At 57.7% G+C, this 18,093-nt stretch carries 15 protein-coding genes; 5 read left to right on the forward strand and 10 right to left on the reverse strand.

The genetic code is table 11. From position 1 onward, the window contains the following. Window positions 1-9: 9 nt before the first annotated feature. Together G7W63_RS10750 and G7W63_RS10755 are read right to left on the reverse strand one after the other, a co-directional pair. Window positions 10-759, reverse strand: coding sequence for a substrate-binding periplasmic protein (locus G7W63_RS10750; protein ID WP_166257300.1), 750 nt, complete (start codon window positions 757-759; stop codon window positions 10-12). Window positions 760-804: 45 nt separating this feature from the next. Next, window positions 805-2,496 carry an acetolactate synthase large subunit gene (locus G7W63_RS10755; protein WP_166257303.1) on the reverse strand — a complete coding sequence of 564 codons (1,692 nt, stop codon included), beginning with the start codon at window positions 2,494-2,496 and terminating at the stop codon, window positions 805-807. 229 nt (window positions 2,497-2,725) lie between these two features. Here G7W63_RS10755 and G7W63_RS10760 point away from each other — a divergent pair, with 229 nt between their 5' ends. Then, entirely contained in the window at window positions 2,726-3,385 is a 660-nt protein-coding gene (locus tag G7W63_RS10760) for a response regulator transcription factor (RefSeq protein WP_166257306.1), read from the forward strand. Here the strand turns inward: G7W63_RS10760 and G7W63_RS10765 are convergent. The 4 genes from G7W63_RS10765 to G7W63_RS10780 all read right to left on the reverse strand — a co-directional run bounded on the left by G7W63_RS10765 (window position 3,318) and on the right by G7W63_RS10780 (window position 9,578). Further along, on the reverse strand, window positions 3,318-4,733 hold the full coding sequence (locus tag G7W63_RS10765; protein WP_166257309.1) for a sensor histidine kinase: 1,416 nt from the start codon (window positions 4,731-4,733) through the stop codon (window positions 3,318-3,320). The genes G7W63_RS10760 and G7W63_RS10765 overlap by 68 nt on opposite strands. 213 nt (window positions 4,734-4,946) lie before the next feature. Further along, entirely contained in the window at window positions 4,947-5,261 is a 315-nt protein-coding gene (locus G7W63_RS10770; protein WP_166257312.1) for a DUF3301 domain-containing protein, read from the reverse strand. A gap of 94 nt (window positions 5,262-5,355) precedes the next feature. Beyond that, window positions 5,356-8,454, reverse strand: a complete 3,099-nt coding sequence (locus tag G7W63_RS10775; RefSeq protein ID WP_166257315.1) for an efflux RND transporter permease subunit — start codon at window positions 8,452-8,454, stop codon at window positions 5,356-5,358. Continuing rightward, a complete protein-coding gene (locus G7W63_RS10780; RefSeq protein WP_166257318.1) occupies window positions 8,454-9,578 on the reverse strand; it encodes an efflux RND transporter periplasmic adaptor subunit in 1,125 nt (374 codons plus the stop codon). Before G7W63_RS10780 ends, G7W63_RS10775 begins: the two co-directional genes overlap by 1 nt. Before the next feature lie 282 nt (window positions 9,579-9,860). Between G7W63_RS10780 and G7W63_RS10785 the strand changes: the two genes are divergently transcribed. Beyond that, entirely contained in the window at window positions 9,861-10,370 is a 510-nt protein-coding gene (locus G7W63_RS10785) for a J domain-containing protein (RefSeq protein WP_166257321.1), read from the forward strand. 18 nt (window positions 10,371-10,388) lie between these two features. Here the strand turns inward: G7W63_RS10785 and G7W63_RS10790 are convergent, their stop codons facing one another. Then, a complete protein-coding gene (locus G7W63_RS10790; protein ID WP_242634387.1) occupies window positions 10,389-11,162 on the reverse strand; it encodes a secretin in 774 nt (257 codons plus the stop codon). A 373-nt stretch (window positions 11,163-11,535) separates the two neighbouring features. Between G7W63_RS10790 and G7W63_RS10795 the strand changes: the two genes are divergently transcribed. Both G7W63_RS10795 and G7W63_RS10800 read left to right on the forward strand, forming a co-directional pair. Further along, window positions 11,536-12,624 carry a 3-deoxy-7-phosphoheptulonate synthase gene (locus G7W63_RS10795; RefSeq protein ID WP_166257328.1) on the forward strand — a complete coding sequence of 363 codons (1,089 nt, stop codon included), beginning with the start codon at window positions 11,536-11,538 and terminating at the stop codon, window positions 12,622-12,624. 254 nt (window positions 12,625-12,878) lie between these two features. Then, window positions 12,879-14,327: a dihydrolipoyl dehydrogenase gene (locus G7W63_RS10800; RefSeq protein WP_166257331.1), complete on the forward strand. Its 1,449-nt coding sequence runs from the start codon at window positions 12,879-12,881 to the stop codon at window positions 14,325-14,327. A gap of 40 nt (window positions 14,328-14,367) precedes the next feature. Here G7W63_RS10800 and G7W63_RS10805 read toward each other — a convergent pair whose 3' ends face one another. Beyond that, complete coding sequence (locus G7W63_RS10805) at window positions 14,368-14,628, reverse strand: DUF2061 domain-containing protein (protein WP_242634388.1); 261 nt, start codon at window positions 14,626-14,628, stop codon at window positions 14,368-14,370. Between the two features lie 220 nt (window positions 14,629-14,848). On the opposite strand from G7W63_RS10805, the gene G7W63_RS10810 reads away from it, so the two are divergent. Continuing rightward, window positions 14,849-15,322, forward strand: coding sequence for a Dps family protein (locus G7W63_RS10810; protein WP_166257334.1), 474 nt, complete (start codon window positions 14,849-14,851; stop codon window positions 15,320-15,322). Window positions 15,323-15,412: 90 nt separating this feature from the next. On the opposite strand, the gene G7W63_RS10815 is transcribed toward G7W63_RS10810, so the two are convergent. Together G7W63_RS10815 and G7W63_RS10820 are read right to left on the reverse strand one after the other, a co-directional pair. After that, window positions 15,413-16,537, reverse strand: a complete 1,125-nt coding sequence (locus G7W63_RS10815) for an NAD(P)/FAD-dependent oxidoreductase (RefSeq protein ID WP_166257337.1) — start codon at window positions 16,535-16,537, stop codon at window positions 15,413-15,415. Between the two features lies 1 nt (window position 16,538). After that, window positions 16,539-17,861, reverse strand: coding sequence for an SAM-dependent methyltransferase (locus tag G7W63_RS10820; protein WP_166257340.1), 1,323 nt, complete (start codon window positions 17,859-17,861; stop codon window positions 16,539-16,541). Window positions 17,862-18,093 lie beyond the last annotated feature (232 nt).

The raw sequence follows: 18,093 nt of genomic DNA on the forward strand, positions 1-18,093 counted from the left end.
GGCCGGGAATCAGGGCAGGTCCAGTTTATCCAGTGCGTCGTTAAATGCCTCCCGCAAGGCCGCCGCTTCCGGATGGTGGCGGCTGAAAGCCGCCCGGAAAGGTCTTCTGATGCCGACCGTGCCCGGCAGGTGTTCAAGCCGGTCGAGCTTGGGGTTGGCGTCGCGGTGCGTCTCGATGATGTATTCACAGACGGACACTTCGCAGATAAAGAGGTCCAGGCGCCCATGGGCGACCATACGCAGGCCGGTCAGTTCCGGTGCTTCATGGCTAATGCGCACCACCGGCCCGGAGCGGTTCTCAAGCCAGCGCATGAATTCAGGTGAGTAGCTGTAGGAAGCGGAGACGCCGATTTTCAGCTCGTCCAGATCCGCCAGCCTGTGGCCGGGCAGGCGGGCGTCTCGGTGGACGAACAGCACATCCCTGGCTTCACCTATGGGGTTGGTGAACAGGTAATGCTGAGCTCTCTGTTCCGAGTAGGTCAGCGAGTACACAAGGTCCGCTGCCCCTGACTTGATCCGAGCCTCGGCCCGTATCCATGGCAACAACTCAATATGGGGCGTGAGGTTCATGTCAGTGACTACCTGCCGAATGATAGCCGTGTGCTCCCCCACCACTGTGTTGCCTTCAAGGTATTGAAAGGGAGGATAATAGGAAGTGACGATTCTAAGCTCGGGTTGGCTGCGCTCGGACGCGAACAGGGGCACTGGCCCGAGCATTGACAGCATGAACAGCAAAAAAACTGAAATTCGGCGTTTCATAACGTGGCTTGCCATCAAAAGCGTTGATCAATGCCCGAGCAGAACTCAGGTACCCGCCCGCACATCACAGGTCAACTGGCCAAGCTCTTCATTAAACACCCGGCTATTCTCGCTGTAATCCACCGGAACTTCCACCAGATGGACACCACCTGCGGTCAGCGCTTTTTCCAGCGCCGGTCTCAGTTGGCCAGCAGATTCGACACGATGCCCAACGGCACCATAGGATTCGGCATAACGGACGAAGTCGGGGTTCTGGTATTCCAGGCCAAAGTTCTCAAAACCGTCCTCTGCCTGTTTCCACCGGATCATGCCGTAAGCATTGTCATTGATAAGCAGGACCACCAGGTTGAGCTTCAGGCGTATGGCGGTTTCCAGTTCCTGGCTGTTCATCATGAAGCCGCCGTCTCCGCAGATGGCCATCACTTTCAGCTCGGGGTAGACCATGGCGGCTGCCATGGCACTGGGCAGACCCGCACCCATGGAGGCAAGGGCATTATCCAGCAACACCGTGTTGTTATCGTAGGCCTTGTAATTACGGGCGAACCAGATTTTATACATGCCATTATCCAGGGCGATGACGCCATCCTCCGGCATCACCCGGCGCACATCGTTCACGATGCGCTGGGGAATGATGGGGAAGCGCTCGTCGTCGATACGCTCGGACAGGTGCCTTTCAACGGAACTTTTTACCTCCTGGAAACGGGTAAAGTCGTGGTTGCTGCTCTGGCCGCAATGCTCTGCAAGCCAGTCAACGCTGTTGGCGATATCACCCACGACTTCATGCTGGGGAAAGTAAACCGGGTCAACATCCGCAGGACTGAAATTGATATGTATGACTTTCTTGCCGCCGGGGCGCATGAAAAACGGCGGTTTTTCCACCACGTCATGGCCCACGTTTATGACCAGGTCAGCATGATCTATGGCGCAATGCACAAAGTCTCCGGTGGAAAGTGCGGCATTGCCAAGATAGAGCGGATGCCGCTCGTCCACCACGCCCTTGCCCATCTGGGTGGTAAAAAACGGGATGCCGGTAGCGTTGACCATATGTATCAGGGCCTGGGAAACCCGTTTCCGGTTAGCGCCAGCACCGATCATGATCAGCGGGTACCGGGCGGCATGAATCATCTCGCGGGCGCTTTCCAGACTCTTGATGCTGGCTGTGGGCCGCCGGGCGTCACTGGGAAGGAAGATGTGAGTATCCGGCAGCGCCATTTCAGACGCGATGTCCTCGGGCAACTCCAGATGTACCGCTCCGGGTCGTTCTTCAGTGGCAAGCCGAACGGCCTCACGTAGTTTGGCAGGGATGGTATTGGCGTTGCTGATCTGGCGGGTGTACTTGGTCAGCGGACGCATAAGGTCCACCGTATCGATAATCTGGAACAGACCCTGTTTTGACGATTTGATGGGCTTTTGGCCGGTGATCATCAGCATGGGCATGGCGCCGAGCGTGGCGTAGGCTGCAGCGGTCATCAAATTGGTGGCACCGGGGCCCAGTGTTGATAAGCACACGCCGACCTTCCCTGTGAGCCGTCCATAGGTCGCAGCCATGAACCCGGCTGCCTGTTCGTGCCGGTTCAGGATGAGTTCGATACCGGAGGTCCGGATAGACTCCAGCAGGTCGAGGTTTTCCTCCCCTGGCACGGCAAAAATGTACTTGACGCCCTCATTTTCGAGTGCCTGGACAAGCAGGTCGGACCCCTTGATCCCCTCGGCATTTCCGTGGCTCGTCGCGGTCATGAGCACCCCTGTTGAACGGCTGGTTTAATGATGACTATGGTCTAAAAGACCGGACTGAGACAAGTTTCCTTGCCTCATCTAACCGGGCAGGAGACTCCGGGGCAAGTTGGCTACGAGAACCGGGTCCGGTTTGCGAAAATATTACCCAGCTCTCAGCCCGGGAGTGATGTCAGGCGTATAGTGACAACAGGCACAGCAAAAAACAAAAACGTGCTGATGGAGATAATCAATGGTATCAACCGCTGACCGTATGCGCGCGGCGACCGTTGGCCTTTCCCGGGGCTTACCCCTGGACCGGGTACTGATCGTGGATGACCACCCGTTTTTTGCCGACGGTCTGGCCTCCATCCTTCGCAAGGAAGGGTTGGTGCAGGCATGCGCCGAGACAGACACCGTGGCTGCGGCCCTGACTGACCTGATTGCGCATCCGGGGACATCGCTGGTATTGCTGGACCTGGCACTCCAGGGTGAGGGTGGTCTAACACTGTTGGACAGCATGGCCTCGCAGGGGCTGGGTAATCCCGTGGTCGTCATTTCAAGCAATGAAGATGAGACCGTCATCAGGATGGCCAGGTCCGTCGGCGCTGAAGGCTACATGCCCAAGTCAGCCGGACGTCAGGTGCTTGTCAGCCTGATCGAAGCGATCAGCAGAGGCGAAAGTTTTTACCCAACCCTGCCTAAGGATCAGCCCGAGCTTTGCTATCTGACGCCCAGGCAGAGGGAGGTGCTGCTATTGATCGCCGAGGGTTTGCCCAACAAGAAGATCTGCCAGATGCTCGACCTCACCGAGCACACGGTCAAGAGCCATCTGAAAGCAATCTTTATTCAGCTTGGGGTGCATAACCGCACGGAGAGTGTTGCCCAGGCCCGGGCCCTGGGACTGCTCTAGGGCCGGTCCCGCGATTTGCTACGATAACGGCGGGCATCTCAAACCAGAAGCAGGCGCCGCCGGTTTCCAGGTTGTTGACACCGCAGCGCCCCTCCATCAGCTCCGTAAGCTCCTTGACGATCGCCAGGCCCAGGCCCAGGCCCTGACGTTCCCGGGCCTTATTGTTGGTACGGAAAAAAGGCTCAAATACTTTTTCCATGGTCGCGCTGGTCAGGCCGCGACCATTGTCCCTGACCTCGAACCGCAAGCAGTCAGCCACCGGTCGAGCGGTCAGCTCAATAGCGTCAGCACCGCTATGTTCGAGGCTGTTCAACACCAGATTTTGCAGAATACGGTGAAGAAGCTGGGGATCAGCCAGCACACCGTTACCTGGGTCGCCGGGATCACAGTTCAGTTCGACTCCGCGCCGGGACGCATCGCCTTCCAGCCCCCTGACCAGTTGATCCAGAACCGTGGAGGCAGCAAGTCCCCGGGGCTCCGGCTGGACCATGTTTTGCTGAAGGCGGGAAATGTCCAGTACAGACCCCAACAGAGAATTGAAGTGTGCCATCGAGCCCTTCAAACGGCCAAGTAGCGCGGCCTCGCCAGATGACGGCGCAGGCGTCAGGTTTTCAAGCATCAGACTGATAACGTTCAGGGGTTGCCTGAGGTCATGGCTGGCGGCTGTGATCAGATGGGTTTTGCGGGCGTTTTCCTGTTCGGCAAAACGGCGGCTTTCGTCAAGCAGCACCCGATCAAGAAAATGAGCCCGCTGGCGGTATTCGCTGAGCCAGGACCCCACCATGCCCATGACATTGGCGGTAAACAGAAAGACCCCATTGAGCACCACCACGTCGTGTGGCGTGTCGACCATTGCCTCCATGACCAGATAGGCAGCAATAATAGCGGCCGAGGCAGCGGATGCGGCCCGGAAAGTCAGGCCCATAACGAAATATCCGAACATCAGCATCAGCAGAACGCCCTCATAGGGCAGGGGAAACCTGTCCAGGCGCGCCAGGGCGATAATAAGGACGACACTCAATCCGCCGGCAACGTACGCGGCGGTATAAGTCAGGTTAAAAGTGTCAGCTGAAACGGGTCGGTAGGAAAGCCCCCAGGCCAGTAGAATGGCGGGGCAGGTCACAAAGGAGCGCACGGCTATGGTTTGCTGCGCCAATTCGGAGGGCAGCATGACAAGGTCAAGCAGGGCATAGAGGACCAGCAGAGCCAGCGCGCTTGCGGTGACAGGTCGGCAACGCAGTCGCATGGCCTGATCACGGTCACGCTGATAAAGGGCTTCCAGCTCGGGCGAGAACCGTAACTTCCTGAAGCCCGCTGTTTTCTGTTCCTGTACCCGGTCGGGAGTCATTGTTTTTACCGGTGGAGGTTCTGCAGAGCATCGCTCTCAATCCATGCTCCCAAGTTTACTCCTAACCCAGCCCGGGAATTGGCAGTAGGGCACACTACGAGGATTCAGGTTATTCCTGGGGGAGCTAGTCTCACTACAGATGCCTGGGTGGTAGCAAGATAATGGCTAATGGGCTAATGGAAGAAAGGCAGTGAACGACCGGCTGGCCCGGTTCTAACTGAACCGGTGAGGTTCCAGCTCAATGTGCTCAATGTATTTGCCGAGCATGATGACGCGGCCGTGGTATCGCTCTTCGCCCGTGGCGGTGAATTCGAACAGGAACCGGCGCCAGACCCGCAGGTTGCCTTGCCGGTCGCGTTTGAACCAGAGCCCCCGCAGGTAGACCGCCTCGTCGAGCAGTAACACATCGGCTTTCCTGCAGTAGTCGCGGGCAGCGTTAACCACGCAATCCTTTATGGCCTTGGCCTTCCACCAGTACCACACAAGAAAACCGAACAAGAAGATCCAGAACAGGGAGCTGAGAGTCACAGAATTTCCACAACAAGGCTAAGTTTGCCCAGACTACACTAAAAAAAGCCCGACCACCGCTGGCGCTGATCGGGCTCGCAGTTACAGGACAGGCTCAGTGAGCAAGGGCTTTGCTATCAGGCCCGCCGTCCGGATGGTCTCTGTCCGTGCTCTGATCAGGGCCACCGCTGGGATGTTGCCGGCCCAGGAGAATGTAGAAGGCCGGCAGTACAAAGACGGTAAAGAGGGTGCCGATGCCTAGACCTGTCGCAATAGTCAGACCAATAGCGAAGCGGCTTTCAGCCCCGGGGCCCGCTGCAATCAGCAGCGGCACCATGGCGAAGATCAGAGCCACTGACGTCATGATGATAGGGCGAAGCCGTATGGCCGCGGCTTCAAGCACGGCCTCCCGCTTGCTCAGGCCCTTCTGCTGCTGTAGCTGGTTGGCAAATTCGACGATCAGAATGCCGTTCTTGGAGACCACGCCTATCAGTGTGATCAGACCCACCTGGGTATAGATGTTCATGGTGGCGAACCCAAGCACGATAAAGGCCATGGCTCCCGCGACCGACATGGGTACAGAGACCAGGATGATAAACGGGTCCCGCCAGCTCTCGAACTGGGCAGCGAGTACAAGATAGATGACCAGCAGTGACAGGAAGAAGGTCACCATCAGCGCACTACCTTGGGTCGCCAACTGCCGGGTCTCACCTGTGTAGTCGTAGCTGAAGGCCTGGGGCAGCACCTCGCTTGCGGTCTGCTCCATGAACGCCATGGCGTCCCCTGCCGTGGTACCGGGGGTGGGCACACCTTCAAGAGTCAGGGAGTTCAACTGATTGAACTGGGTCCGCTGAGAGGGTTCAACGGTTCTTTCGAAGCTGATAACGCTGCCCAGGGGAACCAGTTCGCCGTTATCCGCCCGGATGTAATAGTCGTTCAGGGCCTCCTCATCGAGCCGGAATTCCTGGGCCACCTGAGGAATGACCTGATAGGAACGGCCCTGCATATTGAACCGGTTGATGTAACCGCCGCCGAGCATGCTGGCCATGGTTCGGCCGACGTCCTGCATGGACAGGCCAAGATCGGCAACACGGTCACGGTCTACCTTGATTCCAACCACAGGCCGGTCAAAATCGATGGATTTTTGCAGGAACATGAAGTTGCCGCTTTCCATCGCCTTGGACTGTAATTCGTTGGCCACCTCGTTGAGACGCTCGTAGCTCTCACCGGTAGTCAGCACGAACTGGAAGGGGAGGCCGCCCCCGGAACCTGGCAGGGAAGGCCGGGGGAACACCGCGGTCTTCAGTCCGGTCACGTGAGACAGGGCTTCCTGGAGCTTGGGCTGAACCTCGAACTGACTGATGTCGCGGTCGCCCCAGGGCGCCATCTTGAAGCCGCCAAATACCGCGTTGGGGCCGGTGATACCCAGAATCATGAAGTCTTCGTTATAGCCGTCGACCTCGGACATGCGCTGCTGGACCTCATCGCCGTGTTCCTGGAGGTACTCCAGGGTCGAGGTCTGGCCGGCCTGGCCCTGGTAGAACAGAATGCCCTGGTCTTCCGTCGGCGCCAGCTCGTTCTGACTCATGGTCACCATGAAGTAGATCGACGCCAGAATGACGACGGCAAAAAAGATGACCACTGACAGGGTCTGCATCATTGAGGTAAGGGCACGCTTGTAGCTGTTGGCCAGACCCGTGAAGGTGCGTTCCACAAATGATTCGAATTTGCCGGGGTTGCCGTGGGGCTTCAACACCATGCTGGAGAGCATGGGAGACAGGGTCAGGGCCACAATGCCGGAGATAACGACCGTGCCGGCAAGGGTGAAGGCAAATTCGGTAAACAGCGAACCCACCAGCCCGCCCATGAAACCGATAGGCGCGTAAACCGCCACTAGGGTGGTGGTCATTGCGATGATGGGTGTCGCCATTTCCCGGGCGCCATTGATCGCAGCATCGAATCGGGACTCACCAGCTTCGATATGCCGGTGGACGTTCTCCACCATAATGATGGCATCATCCACCACCAGGCCAATGGCCAGTACCATGGACAGCAGCGTCAGCAGGTTCAGGGAGAAGCCCATCAGCAGCATGACAAAAGCGCCACCCACAAGAGACAGAGGCACTGCTACCGAAGGCACAATGGCTGCCCGTACCGAACCGAGGGTGAGGAAGACCACGACCAGGACGATGACCATAGCCTCGAGCAGTGTCTTGATCACTTCGTTGATGGAGTTGTCGATAAAATCGGAAGCGTCGTAGGCCAGCCGGACATTGAGCCCAGAGGGTAGCTGCTGCTCAATGCCCGGCAGTTCGTCCTTTACCAGCTCTGCCACCGTCAGGGGATTGGCTCCTGGCGACAGCTCTATGGCCACGTAGGTGGCAGGCTGGCCCTTATATAGGGCCAGCTGGTCATAGGTTTCCGAGCCCAGTTCCACGTTGGCTATGTCTCGCAGCCGCACGAGTGTGCCATTGGACTCCTTCACGACCAGATCCTTGAACTGCTCAGGGTCGCCGACGTCGGTATTGCTGGTCATGCTGATCTTGACGTATTCGCTGCGGGTATTACCCACCGCCGCCTGATAGTTGTTGGCCAGCAGGACACTGACCACTTCCTGGGGCGTCAGGTCCACCGCCGAAAGTCGTTCGGGATCAAGCCAGACTCTCAGGGCGAACTTGCGCCCCAGCAGTTCCGCCTTGCCGACGCCGGCCAGGGCCTGGAGCTTTGGCTGCACTACCCGGGTCAGATAGTCGGTGATCTGGGGTACCTGTAACTCCGAGCTGTAGAAGGCAATGTACATCAGCGCCGTGGAGTCGCCGGTGGTCGACGAGATAACCGGGTCCTGGGCCTCTGCCGGCAGCACGTTGCGCTGGCTGGCGACTTTCGCCTGAATCTCCGCCAGGGCTGCGTTGGCATCGTAGTTAAGCACCATCTTCGCTTCGATGGTGGACCGGCCCTGGGCGCTGGTTGAGCTCAGGTAATCAATGCCACTTGCCTCGGCGATAGCCTGCTGCAGCGGCGTGGTGATAAATCCTTTGACCAGGTCCGAGCTGGCGCCCGGGTACGCGGTTGTGACCGTGACCGTGGTGCTCTCAAGCTGCGGATACTGGCGGATTTCCATCTCCATGGCGGCCCGGGCGCCAAGCAAAAGGATCAGCAGGCTGACCACAGTGGCAAGAACAGGGCGCTGAACAAATATGTCGGTGAAACGCATCAGTCAGAGGCCTCCGATTCGGCGGCCGCGCCGTCGCGAGCGGCCTCTTCGTCGTCCTGAATCTTGACACGCTGTCCCGCTCTCAGGCGTAACAGGCCCTTGGACACAATTTGTTCACCCGCTTCGAGCCCCTCCACCACAGAGGCGTTCCCTTCCCGTGTCTCGCCGGTGGTTACGGTGCGCCGTTCGACCACCAGCTGGTCTTCGTCATTGGTCTTGGTGACGAAGACAAAGTCGCCATAGGTGTTATAGGAGATGGCCGTACGGGGTATGGTGACCACCTCGCGGGCTTCCGGCTGCAGGGTGCGGATAGTAGCGAACATGCCGGGTTTGAGCACTTTGTCTGGGTTGGCCAGGGTCGCCCGTACGCGAACGGTGCGGGTCTCGGGGTTTACTGAGGAGTTGACCGCACTGACTTCGCCGGTAAAGGTGGAGTCAGGCACCGCAGCCACGGTGACTTCCACGTCATAGCCGGTGTCCAGCTTGGCGAGCTCTTTCTCCGACAGGGTGTAATCCACATAGATCGGGTCGAGCATGTTGATCTCGACAATGGCAGAGCCTGTGGGCAGGTACTCTCCCTGATCCACCATGCGCAGGCCCAGTGTGCCGGCAAAGGGTGCCCTGATGACCTTTTTGTTAAGCTGGGCTTCGGCCTCGTTGACCCGCGCCTTGGCTGAATCCAGGTTGGCTTTGGCCTCATCGTACTGGGACTGGGACACAGCCCTTCGGGGCAACAGATCAGAGACCCGCTTGAACTCCTGTTCCGCCAGCTGGGCTTCTGCCTTTCGTGTCCGTAGCGCCGCTTCATCTATTGCAGCGTCCAGACGAACCAGCACGCTGCCGGACTCAACTGTGTCACCGGACTCGAAATTTATGGTTTCTATGATTCCGGGTACTTCATTGGCCACCTGAATGCCATTAACGGCCTCTATACTACCCACTGCTTTGACAGCCGGCAGCCAGTCTTCGGACTGCGCTTCCACTACCGAGACGATTGCCGGAGGCTGGGGCTGGGAAAGCTGCTCCTGCATTTGTCCGAACTGGTAGAACTTGTAGCCGAAGATACCGCCAAGGACGATGACTAGAAAGATAATGACAATGGCAAAACGGGACGCTGTTCGCATGAGTTAGATCCTGAAATACATGTGTCCGTGACCAGTGCTGATACGCTTGGCGCGTATCCGTGACTGAAAACTGAGGGTGCCGGCGGCGCAGTATAGCCTAAAATAGATAGCTGCCTAAGCACAGTCTCAAGAACCGGCCAAAAAATCAGCCGGATGATCAGCGTGCCTGCTCCTACAGATTCAATTTGGCTTTGGTACTTCAGCAGACGATGAAGTCTGGCATCATAGCGCGATTAAAAGGTGATCTGTATATGATGCCGGCCCAGGTGGGAGATAAATAAAATGCATTGGCTTTTGGGAATTGGCCTGACGTTGCTGGTGTTTGTCACTCTCAAATACTGGGCCGGCCTGGCGCCGGAGCAAAGGAAGACTGTCGGCTGGAAAGTCGCGCTGGCTGCGGCGGGCCTGCTTCTGCTGGGGCTCGTTCTGACCGGGCGGGTTCATATACTGGTCGCCGCGGTGGCCGCTTTACTGCCAATGCTGCGCAGACTGCCGGTTTTGCTGAAATACCTGCCCGCGCTGAATCGCCTGTTCCGCACCTATAAAAGTCATGGCCAGCAACGGAGCGCTGGCGAAGGTCCGGGGAGGCAGGTTCCGCCGGTAACAGGAAGTATGAGCGTTTCAGAAGCCTGTGAGGTGCTTGGAGTGAAGCCGGGATGTGCAGAGGACGAGGTTGTGATGGCCCATCGCCGATTGATGCAGAAGCTGCATCCTGACCGCGGTGGCACTGACTACCTGGCGGCCAAGCTCAATGAAGCCAAGACCGTGCTTTTGGGCAGGCGCGGTAGTTGAGCCTTTGCAGGCGTGCCACTAGAGCACGTCCACCTTTATCTGGTAGCGGTGACTGGCCTCCTGACTGCCGCCTACCTCGTAGGTAAGGCCTTCCCTCTGGTTCTGGCTGCGGGTCTCGGTACTGCCCAGCTCAACCCACTGACCCGGTTCCACCCGCCGGATGGTCAGGATTGCTTCGGTTTTATAGCCGGGAAGATCCTGGGCCGGGTCGTTATCGAACGCCATGACGTTCAGTTCGATCTGCTGGTCCGAGATAACCTGCGGTGAAATGATGAATCCGCTGCGGATGTCGACCTGTTGCAGAATGGCTGCCGGGTTGCGGCCACCTCTGATGGCTACCGGAATCGTGCGTACCTGGCCGGAACTGATATGGGCCGACTGCCCGTCCTGAACGATCAGGTTCTGCTCCTGGTTGCGCTGGGTCGAGATAGTACGTGATTCACCCTGAACCGTTACCCGCCCATTGTTGATGCCAACGCCGCCGCCCTGGCGCGAGCTCTGGCCAGACTGGCCGGACCGTACGCTGATGCGCATCTGGACAGGCGCAACATCCATGGTTTCCACCAGTTGGCCAACTTCATCGAGAACCGCAGGTTCGGCCCTCAGAATCATTTGCTGACCCCGCGCCGAGACCGCCAGTTGATCCGCCGGATAGAGGTCGCGAAGCTGGGCCGCAATATCAGCCGCTGGCCGGTTATTCAGGCTGTAAGTGCGCGCTTCCGGTGCCGCCATTGCGTGGGCGTTGACGCCGAAGGCCAGCAGAAAAGCCAGCCATAGGGCAGGCAATTTCAAGGACAAACCCCCTGGCGGCATGAATGGACTCCTGGCAGTACTGTCTCGAATGACAGAGAAAAAGCATGCAAACGGTTGCAAACACATCCGGCCGCGTTATAGTGAAAAGCATGAAGACAACACACGCGCCCTGTCAATTGAATGTTCTGAAAGCTTTCGCTCCGGCGTTGGTTTCCGGCGCGGCTGTGTTTTTCTGGTGGCTTGACTATGGCTTTTATTTTAGCCAGAACCCGGGCCATCCGTAGAACCTTCATAAGATTACACGAGGAAGGCGGCCCGGCAGAAACCTAGGCTGCCACCGGACTCGAAAAGCCCCGACTGGTAGCCCAGCCGGGGCTTTTTTGATTCTGATACAAGGATATGGGAAACGGACATGAACACGCCTCTGAATCTGGAGACACAGGACCTGACGGTGACCCCATCGGTTAAGGGCCTGGCAGAAAGGGAACTATCGACGTCCAGGGCGTCTGGAACTGAAACCCTGCTACCGACCCCGGAAATGCTTCAGACTCAGTTGCCTCTTGGCGACCGAGTGCGAGCCAGGATTGCGAAGCACCGGGCTGAGATCCGACAGATCCTGACAGGTCAGGACCGTCGAGTGCTGCTGGTCGTGGGGCCCTGCTCGATTCATGATGAAATGGCAGCGCTGGAGTATGGTGAGAAGCTATGCCAGCTTGCTGAAGATGTCAGCGACCGTTTCCTTATCGTTATGCGCGCTTATGTCGAGAAGCCCCGGACCACGGTGGGCTGGAAAGGCTTGCTCTACGATCCCGAACGGACCGGCAGGGGCGATCTCCACCAGGGCCTGATCCGGTCCCGCCGGCTGTTGCTCAACCTGGCAGAACAGGGCCTGCCCGTGGCGACAGAGGCACTGAGCCCCATGGCCATGGATTACCTGGAGGACCTTGTGAGCTGGACGGCGGTCGGTGCCCGTACCACCGAATCCCAGATTCACCGGGAAATGGTGAGTGGACTGCCCATGCCGGTGGGCTTCAAAAATGGCACCGATGGGGATGTCAGTATTGCCGCCCACGCCATGACCTCAGCGGCTCACAGCCACCATCGGTTGGCCATGACCCGGTCCGGCACCCCGGCGATGGTAACCACCCCAGGCAACCGCGATACCCACCTCGTACTGCGCGGAGGCCGGAGCTTAACCAATTACGACGCAGCCAGTATAGAAAAGGCGGTGCAGGCCCTGCAAAAGGCTGGGTTGAACACCGCCGTCATGGTGGATTGCAGCCATGACAATGCCCGCAAGCAGTTTGAACTCCAGGTGACCATTGCCCGTGATGTCATGACCCAAAGAGAGGCAGGCAACGACAATATCCGAGGCCTGATGCTAGAGAGTTTTCTGGCGCCGGGGCGGCAGGTCGATAGCGCCGAACTGGTTTACGGCTGTTCCCTGACTGACCCCTGCCTGGGCTGGGACCAGACTGAGGCCCTGATTCGCAGTCTGTGACGGGATGAGTCAGCCTGAACGGCCGCTGGTTGGTCATGGCGTCTACCCGTTTTCTGATCCAGGGTGGCCGCGAGCCGTATATTTCGTCACTGAAAGCCAGGGAGGCATCCATGGGCAGGTTCCGAGCCCGTTGTATAAAAGGCCCTGAAAGGGCCTTTTTTTGCCCAAGAGCGTGGGTCCTGGCTCTGTACCCGCAGTGTTCTAACTTACTAGACTAGGGAAACGGGTAATTTCACCGTTTTCGGAGGCAAACCATGACCGACCAGAAGCGAAAAGTCGACGTTGCGATCATCGGCACAGGGACAGCCGGGATGGGCGCCTATAAAGCGGCCCGGGATCACACCGATAATCTGGTGATTATCGAGGGGGGACCGTACGGCACGACCTGTGCCCGGGTGGGCTGCATGCCGAGCAAGCTGCTGATCGCGGCAGCCGACGCAGCCCACGACATGAAGCATGCGGGACTGTTCGGGGTTTATCCCGGTGATATGCGCATTGATGGCAGGGCTGTGATGGAACGGGTTCGCAGGGAGCGCGATCGTTTTGTGAGTTTTGTGCTGGACTCTGTGCAGGGCTTTCCGGAGGACCACAAAGTGAACGGCCATGCCCGCTTTATAGACCCCCACCGTCTTCTGGTTGATGACAGAATCGAAGTCGAAGCGGAGCGTATCGTCATTGCAACGGGCTCAAGGTCCAATATTCCCGGCTTTCTGACTGCCGCAGAGGATCGGCTGATTGTCAATGACGACCTTTTTGACATGGATGACCTGCCCGAGTCGGTTGCCGTATTCGGCCCCGGGGTCATTGGTCTGGAGCTGGGCCAGGCCCTGAGCAGGCTGGGGGTGCGGGTCAGGATGTTTGGTGTCAGTGGTGCGGTCGGCCCGCTTCAGGACACAAGTGTCCGCGATTATGCCCTGAAAGCCTTCAATGAAGAGTTTCCACTGGATGCCGATTCCAGTGTGTCGGGCATTAACCGCACAGACAGTGGTGTGAATATCACCTTTACGGATCCGGTCAAGGGCGAGACCACTGAAACCTTTGAGTACCTCCTCGCGGCAACCGGCCGCCGTCCCAATATCGACAAGCTGGGCATTGAGAACGCCGATCTCGAGCTGGATGACCGCGGTGTGCCAGTGTATGACCGGTTCACCATGCAGTGCGGCAACAGTCACATTTACATGGCCGGGGACGTCAGCAGTGATCTGCCCCTGCTTCATGAAGCGTCTGACGAAGGTCGTATCGCAGGGAACAATGCCGGCTTCCAGGGGAAGGTATGGGCCGGTCTGCGGCGCACACCTCTGGCTGTGGTGTTCACCGATCCGCAGATAGCAACCGTTGGCCTGAGCATCAACCAGGTAGAAGAGCAGTGCCAGGGTCGTTTCGAAGTCGGCGAGGTTTCATTCGAAGGCCAGGGTCGCAGCCGGGTTATAGGTAAGAATAAAGGCCTTTTGCGGGTCTACGGGGAGCAGGGCACGGGCCTGTTCCTGGGCGCCGAAATGTTCGGCCCCGCTGCTGAACATATTGGTCACCTGCTGGCCTGGGCGGTACAGAAACGCATGACGGTGAGCGATATGCTCGAAATGCCATTCTATCACCCTGTCATTGAGGAAGGGGTACGAACGGCTCTGAGGGATCTCAACTTCAAACTGCGCATCGGGCCGAAGATGGTCGATCGGTGCATGGAATGCGGGCCGGGGAGCTGATCCGCTCGGTTCGGGAGAGTGGGTCTGGTGCCCGGTGCTCTCAGGCAGGGAGCCGGCTCGATTCGCGAACTCTCCTGACCGCTTCTACCCGCTTCCAGAACTTCTCGTGGAAAAAGTAGGCCACTGTGTTGATGGCAGGTTCCACCATGGCAATAAGACTGCCGATAAGCAGATCCCCAGTCAGCACGTAGGCCACCGAGAACGCCACGATAAAATGGGTTACGGCAAAGGTGATCGTCTTGATCAGCGAATTGTCACCGGACCTGCCGTGGTCGTGTACAAACAGACGTATTGCGCTCATGGGTTACTCCCGTTGATGACTCACAACCTCATTAGACGCGTATTGATAATCATTGTTAAGTTAATTGTTTTTCGAGTTTCAATAGCGGTAGTTTATCGCAGAGAGATAACATGAGACTATTGCAGGGATTGTTGGTCTAAACTGTGCACCCGGCATTAGATTCTTTATATTGGAAGTCAAAAGTGGATTTTGCGATTTACTGGAACGAAAAGGAGACCGTATGAGTATTAACTTTCTAGGTTTGGATACCGCGAAAACGCAAACACTGGCGGATGAACTCAACTCGCTGTTGGCTAACTACCAGATTTTCTACATGAACGTGCGCGGTTATCACTGGAACATCAAGGGCGACAATTTTTTCGAGCTCCACGTCAAGTTTGAAGAGCTCTATGATGACCTGCTCGCCAAGATCGATGAGATCGCCGAGCGCGTGCTAACCTTGGGGCACCGTCCCGCCCATGCTTACAGTACTTACATCGAGAAGTCGGACGTGCCGGAACGCAAAGACGTCCATGACGGTAAGGAAGCGGTGGAAAACATTGTAGAAAGCTTTGCCAAACTTATCCGGAAGCAGCGTGACCTGTTGTCTCTGGCAGGCGAAGCCGATGACGAGGGCACCGTTGCCTTGATGAGCGATTACATTTCCCAGCAGGAGAAGCTGGTCTGGATGTATCGCAGCTATCTGGGCAAGTAACTGGTTAGGAAAGCACCGGCCAGGAAAGCAGCAGTTCAAAAGGCGACCCCATGGTCGCCTTTTTGGTTGCAGGCAGCCGAGCCTGTATTTTCAGACCGCCACCTCCAGTGGGGGCACCTGCTGGTGCAGGAACCACTTTTCCGTCACAACTTTGCGGGTAAACCAGTGGGAGCGCATCAGCCCGCTGGCCAGGGGCATTTTCACCCAGTCCGGAATCTGCCAGTTGGAGCCTTCGTTCAGCGCACGGGTGCCGAAGCGCTCGGAAATCGCCTCGCCATAGCTCTGAAGATGGCGGGCGGAAGCGTCAGGCGCCTCCCTGATAACTTTAGCCGCAAGCAGCGCGGACTCAATCGCTGGCCGAATGCCCTCGCCGCTCTGGGTGTAGGCGAGGCCTGCCGCGTCGCCAATCAGCAAGACACCGTCGTCAATCAGTGGCCGTTCGGCGTGAGCGTAAAGCAGATAGGCGTGGCCTTTGAAGCGGCGCGGCAGGTCTGACGGTATTCGCCCCTGGGCTTTCATATCAGCAATAAAGCGGTTCAGGTGATCCGTCAGCTTGTGATTGTCTTCCCGGCCCAGGCCGATGTTGAGGAAATTGCCTTTGCGGAAGACCCAGGCATAGCCCTTGAGATCGCGGCAGAACCAGAGTTCAGGGCGTTCTCCCCGGGCCTCGCAATGCGATGCCTGCTCCGGCGTCATCTCAAATTCCACTTCCTTGGCCGCCACCACTGTTTCATGGCCACCCGGGCCGTCACCAAGCTCACGGGCAACCGGGCAGAAATGGCCGCCGGCTCCTACAATAAGCGGCGCTTCATAGTGATCGTTGACAATCCAGCTGTCGGCCTGACGTTTCAAAGACTTCACCGGCGTTTTCAAAGCCTTGTCACAGGCCACCCGTTGAAGCAGGTAATCGTCAAACTCGCATCGGCGAATACCATAGCTGACCACGCCGTCGTGGTCATTCTCAACCGGGGCCTGTCCCATCATGCCGATACGGAAACTGTTTATCGGCTGCAGGGTCCGGCTCTGACTGTAATCCTCATGGTCAATGTGGAGGCTGTCCATAACGGCCGGCGTTACCCAGCCCGCGCAGGTCTTATCCCGGGGAAAGTCCTGTTTGTCGATCACCAGGATCTTCTTCCCGGCATCCCTCAGGGTCCAGGCCAGCGTGGAGCCGGCGGGACCACCGCCGACGATGATCAGGTCGTAGTGCTCCATATCAGGGTTTCTCCGGGGCCGCGGGTTTTGTATACAGGTGATGCCGATTTGACGGCAGGCTGTTGTTGTCACCGTGGGTGAAGACCACCTGGAAGAGCTGCAGGCCGCCGGCCCGGAATGCGGCCATTGAGCCTGCAAGATACAGTCGCCAGGCCCGGGTAAAATGCTCGTCGTAGAGCTCGGTAACCCGGTCCTCGTGGTTCTGAAAACGGGTAAACCAGTCTTCCAGGGTATGGGCGTAGTGCAGGCGCAGGTTTTCGACATCAAGAACCGAGAATTCTCCGGCCTCACAGACCGCCATGAATTCGCCGATGCTGGGTGGATAGGCGCCGGGGAAGATCCGCTTTTCGATCCACGCGTTCATCAGCATGGGTCGATTACGGCCAATACTGTGGACCAGCGCCATGCCGTCCGGCTTCAGCGAACGCTTGATGATTTCGCCGAACTCGGCGTAGTTTTCCTTGCCCACGTGTTCCAGCATACCCACGGAGACAAAGGCATCGTACTGGCCCTCTATGTTGCGGTAATCGTCTTCCACGTAGTCGATAAGGTGGTCGAGCTGCTGGCGGCGCGCTTCCTCCCTTGCATAGGCCAGTTGCTCCTTCGAAATATTATAGGCATGGACCTTAACGCCATACTCCCGCGCCATATAGCGGGCCAGCCCTCCCCAGCCACAGCCCGCTTCAACAACCGTCTGGCCGGGTTTGAGGCAGAGCTTGCGGCAAACGTGCTCCAGCTTGGCAAGCTGCGCCTGCTCCAGAGTCAGGTCGGCCTTTTCATAGTAGGCGCAGGTGTACTGCATTTCGGCCTCGTCCAGCCAAAGCCGGTAGAATTCGTTACCAAGGTCATAGTGGTGATGAATATTTTCCTTGGCGTCAGTAACGCTGGTGGAGCGGGGGTTATGGTTGCGCCAGAGGGTTTCCAGCCATTTGGGCCACCGTTGTTTTGCCTGGTGAACGGCCCGGTACAGGCTGGTCATCAGATCCGGTAAATGGCCTTCAATCTGTAGCCGGCCACTGCTGTAAAGATCACCAAACGCCAGGTTTGGGTTACTGACCAATTGATAGAGGGCTTTTGGATCGCTAAGGCAAAGGGTGAACTCCGGAGTGGTTTCTTCCGGTTCGACCTCTTCGCCATTCCATAGCCGGAAGCGGACCGGCGGCGCGCCAGTCATGCGCAGAAGCTTGGCCAGCAGCCAGCGTTCGTAACTGTGGGGTGCCCGGTCAGGCTGGGATTCTGCAACCGGAATGGACAATACGTGAGGTTGATCCTGGTTCAGATCATCGTTCTGCAGAGGCTGTGCCTTACTGGTGCTTTGAGTCATGGGTATTCCCTCCCCGATCAAGCGTTGTCTTTGTGGCCTTATGATGGGTCAGAAAAACAGCTTTAAAACGCCCAGTACGGCCCGGTTATTCAACTCAATTATAGAAAACGGCTGCCTCCTGTCACCCGTCTGCCAATAAGCTCCTTCCATCGGCCTGATTGGGTGCGGGAAGTTGCCACCTCCAGTGTGCCAATGATAGGGGAAGAATCAAGATTTGTTCGGATATAGATCA

Source organism: Marinobacter salicampi (assembly GCF_011074795.1).
Taxonomy (GTDB): Bacteria; Pseudomonadota; Gammaproteobacteria; order Pseudomonadales; family Oleiphilaceae; genus Marinobacter; species Marinobacter salicampi.

What these genes read in the sequence shown, in the direction of transcription:
- G7W63_RS10755 (WP_166257303.1), bottom strand. Translation starts at nt 2,496, where the DNA reads ATGACCGCGACGAGCCACGGAAATGCCGAGGGGATCAAGGGGTCCGAC.
- G7W63_RS10760 (WP_166257306.1), top strand. Translation starts at nt 2,726, where the DNA reads ATGGTATCAACCGCTGACCGTATGCGCGCGGCGACCGTTGGCCTTTCC.
- G7W63_RS10800 (WP_166257331.1), top strand. Translation starts at nt 12,879, where the DNA reads ATGACCGACCAGAAGCGAAAAGTCGACGTTGCGATCATCGGCACAGGG.
- G7W63_RS10795 (WP_166257328.1), top strand. Translation starts at nt 11,536, where the DNA reads ATGAACACGCCTCTGAATCTGGAGACACAGGACCTGACGGTGACCCCA.
- G7W63_RS10810 (WP_166257334.1), top strand. Translation starts at nt 14,849, where the DNA reads ATGAGTATTAACTTTCTAGGTTTGGATACCGCGAAAACGCAAACACTG.
- G7W63_RS10780 (WP_166257318.1), bottom strand. Translation starts at nt 9,578, where the DNA reads ATGCGAACAGCGTCCCGTTTTGCCATTGTCATTATCTTTCTAGTCATC.
- G7W63_RS10785 (WP_166257321.1), top strand. Translation starts at nt 9,861, where the DNA reads ATGCATTGGCTTTTGGGAATTGGCCTGACGTTGCTGGTGTTTGTCACT.
- G7W63_RS10765 (WP_166257309.1), bottom strand. Translation starts at nt 4,733, where the DNA reads ATGACTCCCGACCGGGTACAGGAACAGAAAACAGCGGGCTTCAGGAAG.
- G7W63_RS10775 (WP_166257315.1), bottom strand. Translation starts at nt 8,454, where the DNA reads ATGCGTTTCACCGACATATTTGTTCAGCGCCCTGTTCTTGCCACTGTG.
- G7W63_RS10805 (WP_242634388.1), bottom strand. Translation starts at nt 14,628, where the DNA reads ATGAGCGCAATACGTCTGTTTGTACACGACCACGGCAGGTCCGGTGAC.
- G7W63_RS10815 (WP_166257337.1), bottom strand. Translation starts at nt 16,537, where the DNA reads ATGGAGCACTACGACCTGATCATCGTCGGCGGTGGTCCCGCCGGCTCC.
- G7W63_RS10820 (WP_166257340.1), bottom strand. Translation starts at nt 17,861, where the DNA reads ATGACTCAAAGCACCAGTAAGGCACAGCCTCTGCAGAACGATGATCTG.
- G7W63_RS10750 (WP_166257300.1), bottom strand. Translation starts at nt 759, where the DNA reads ATGAAACGCCGAATTTCAGTTTTTTTGCTGTTCATGCTGTCAATGCTC.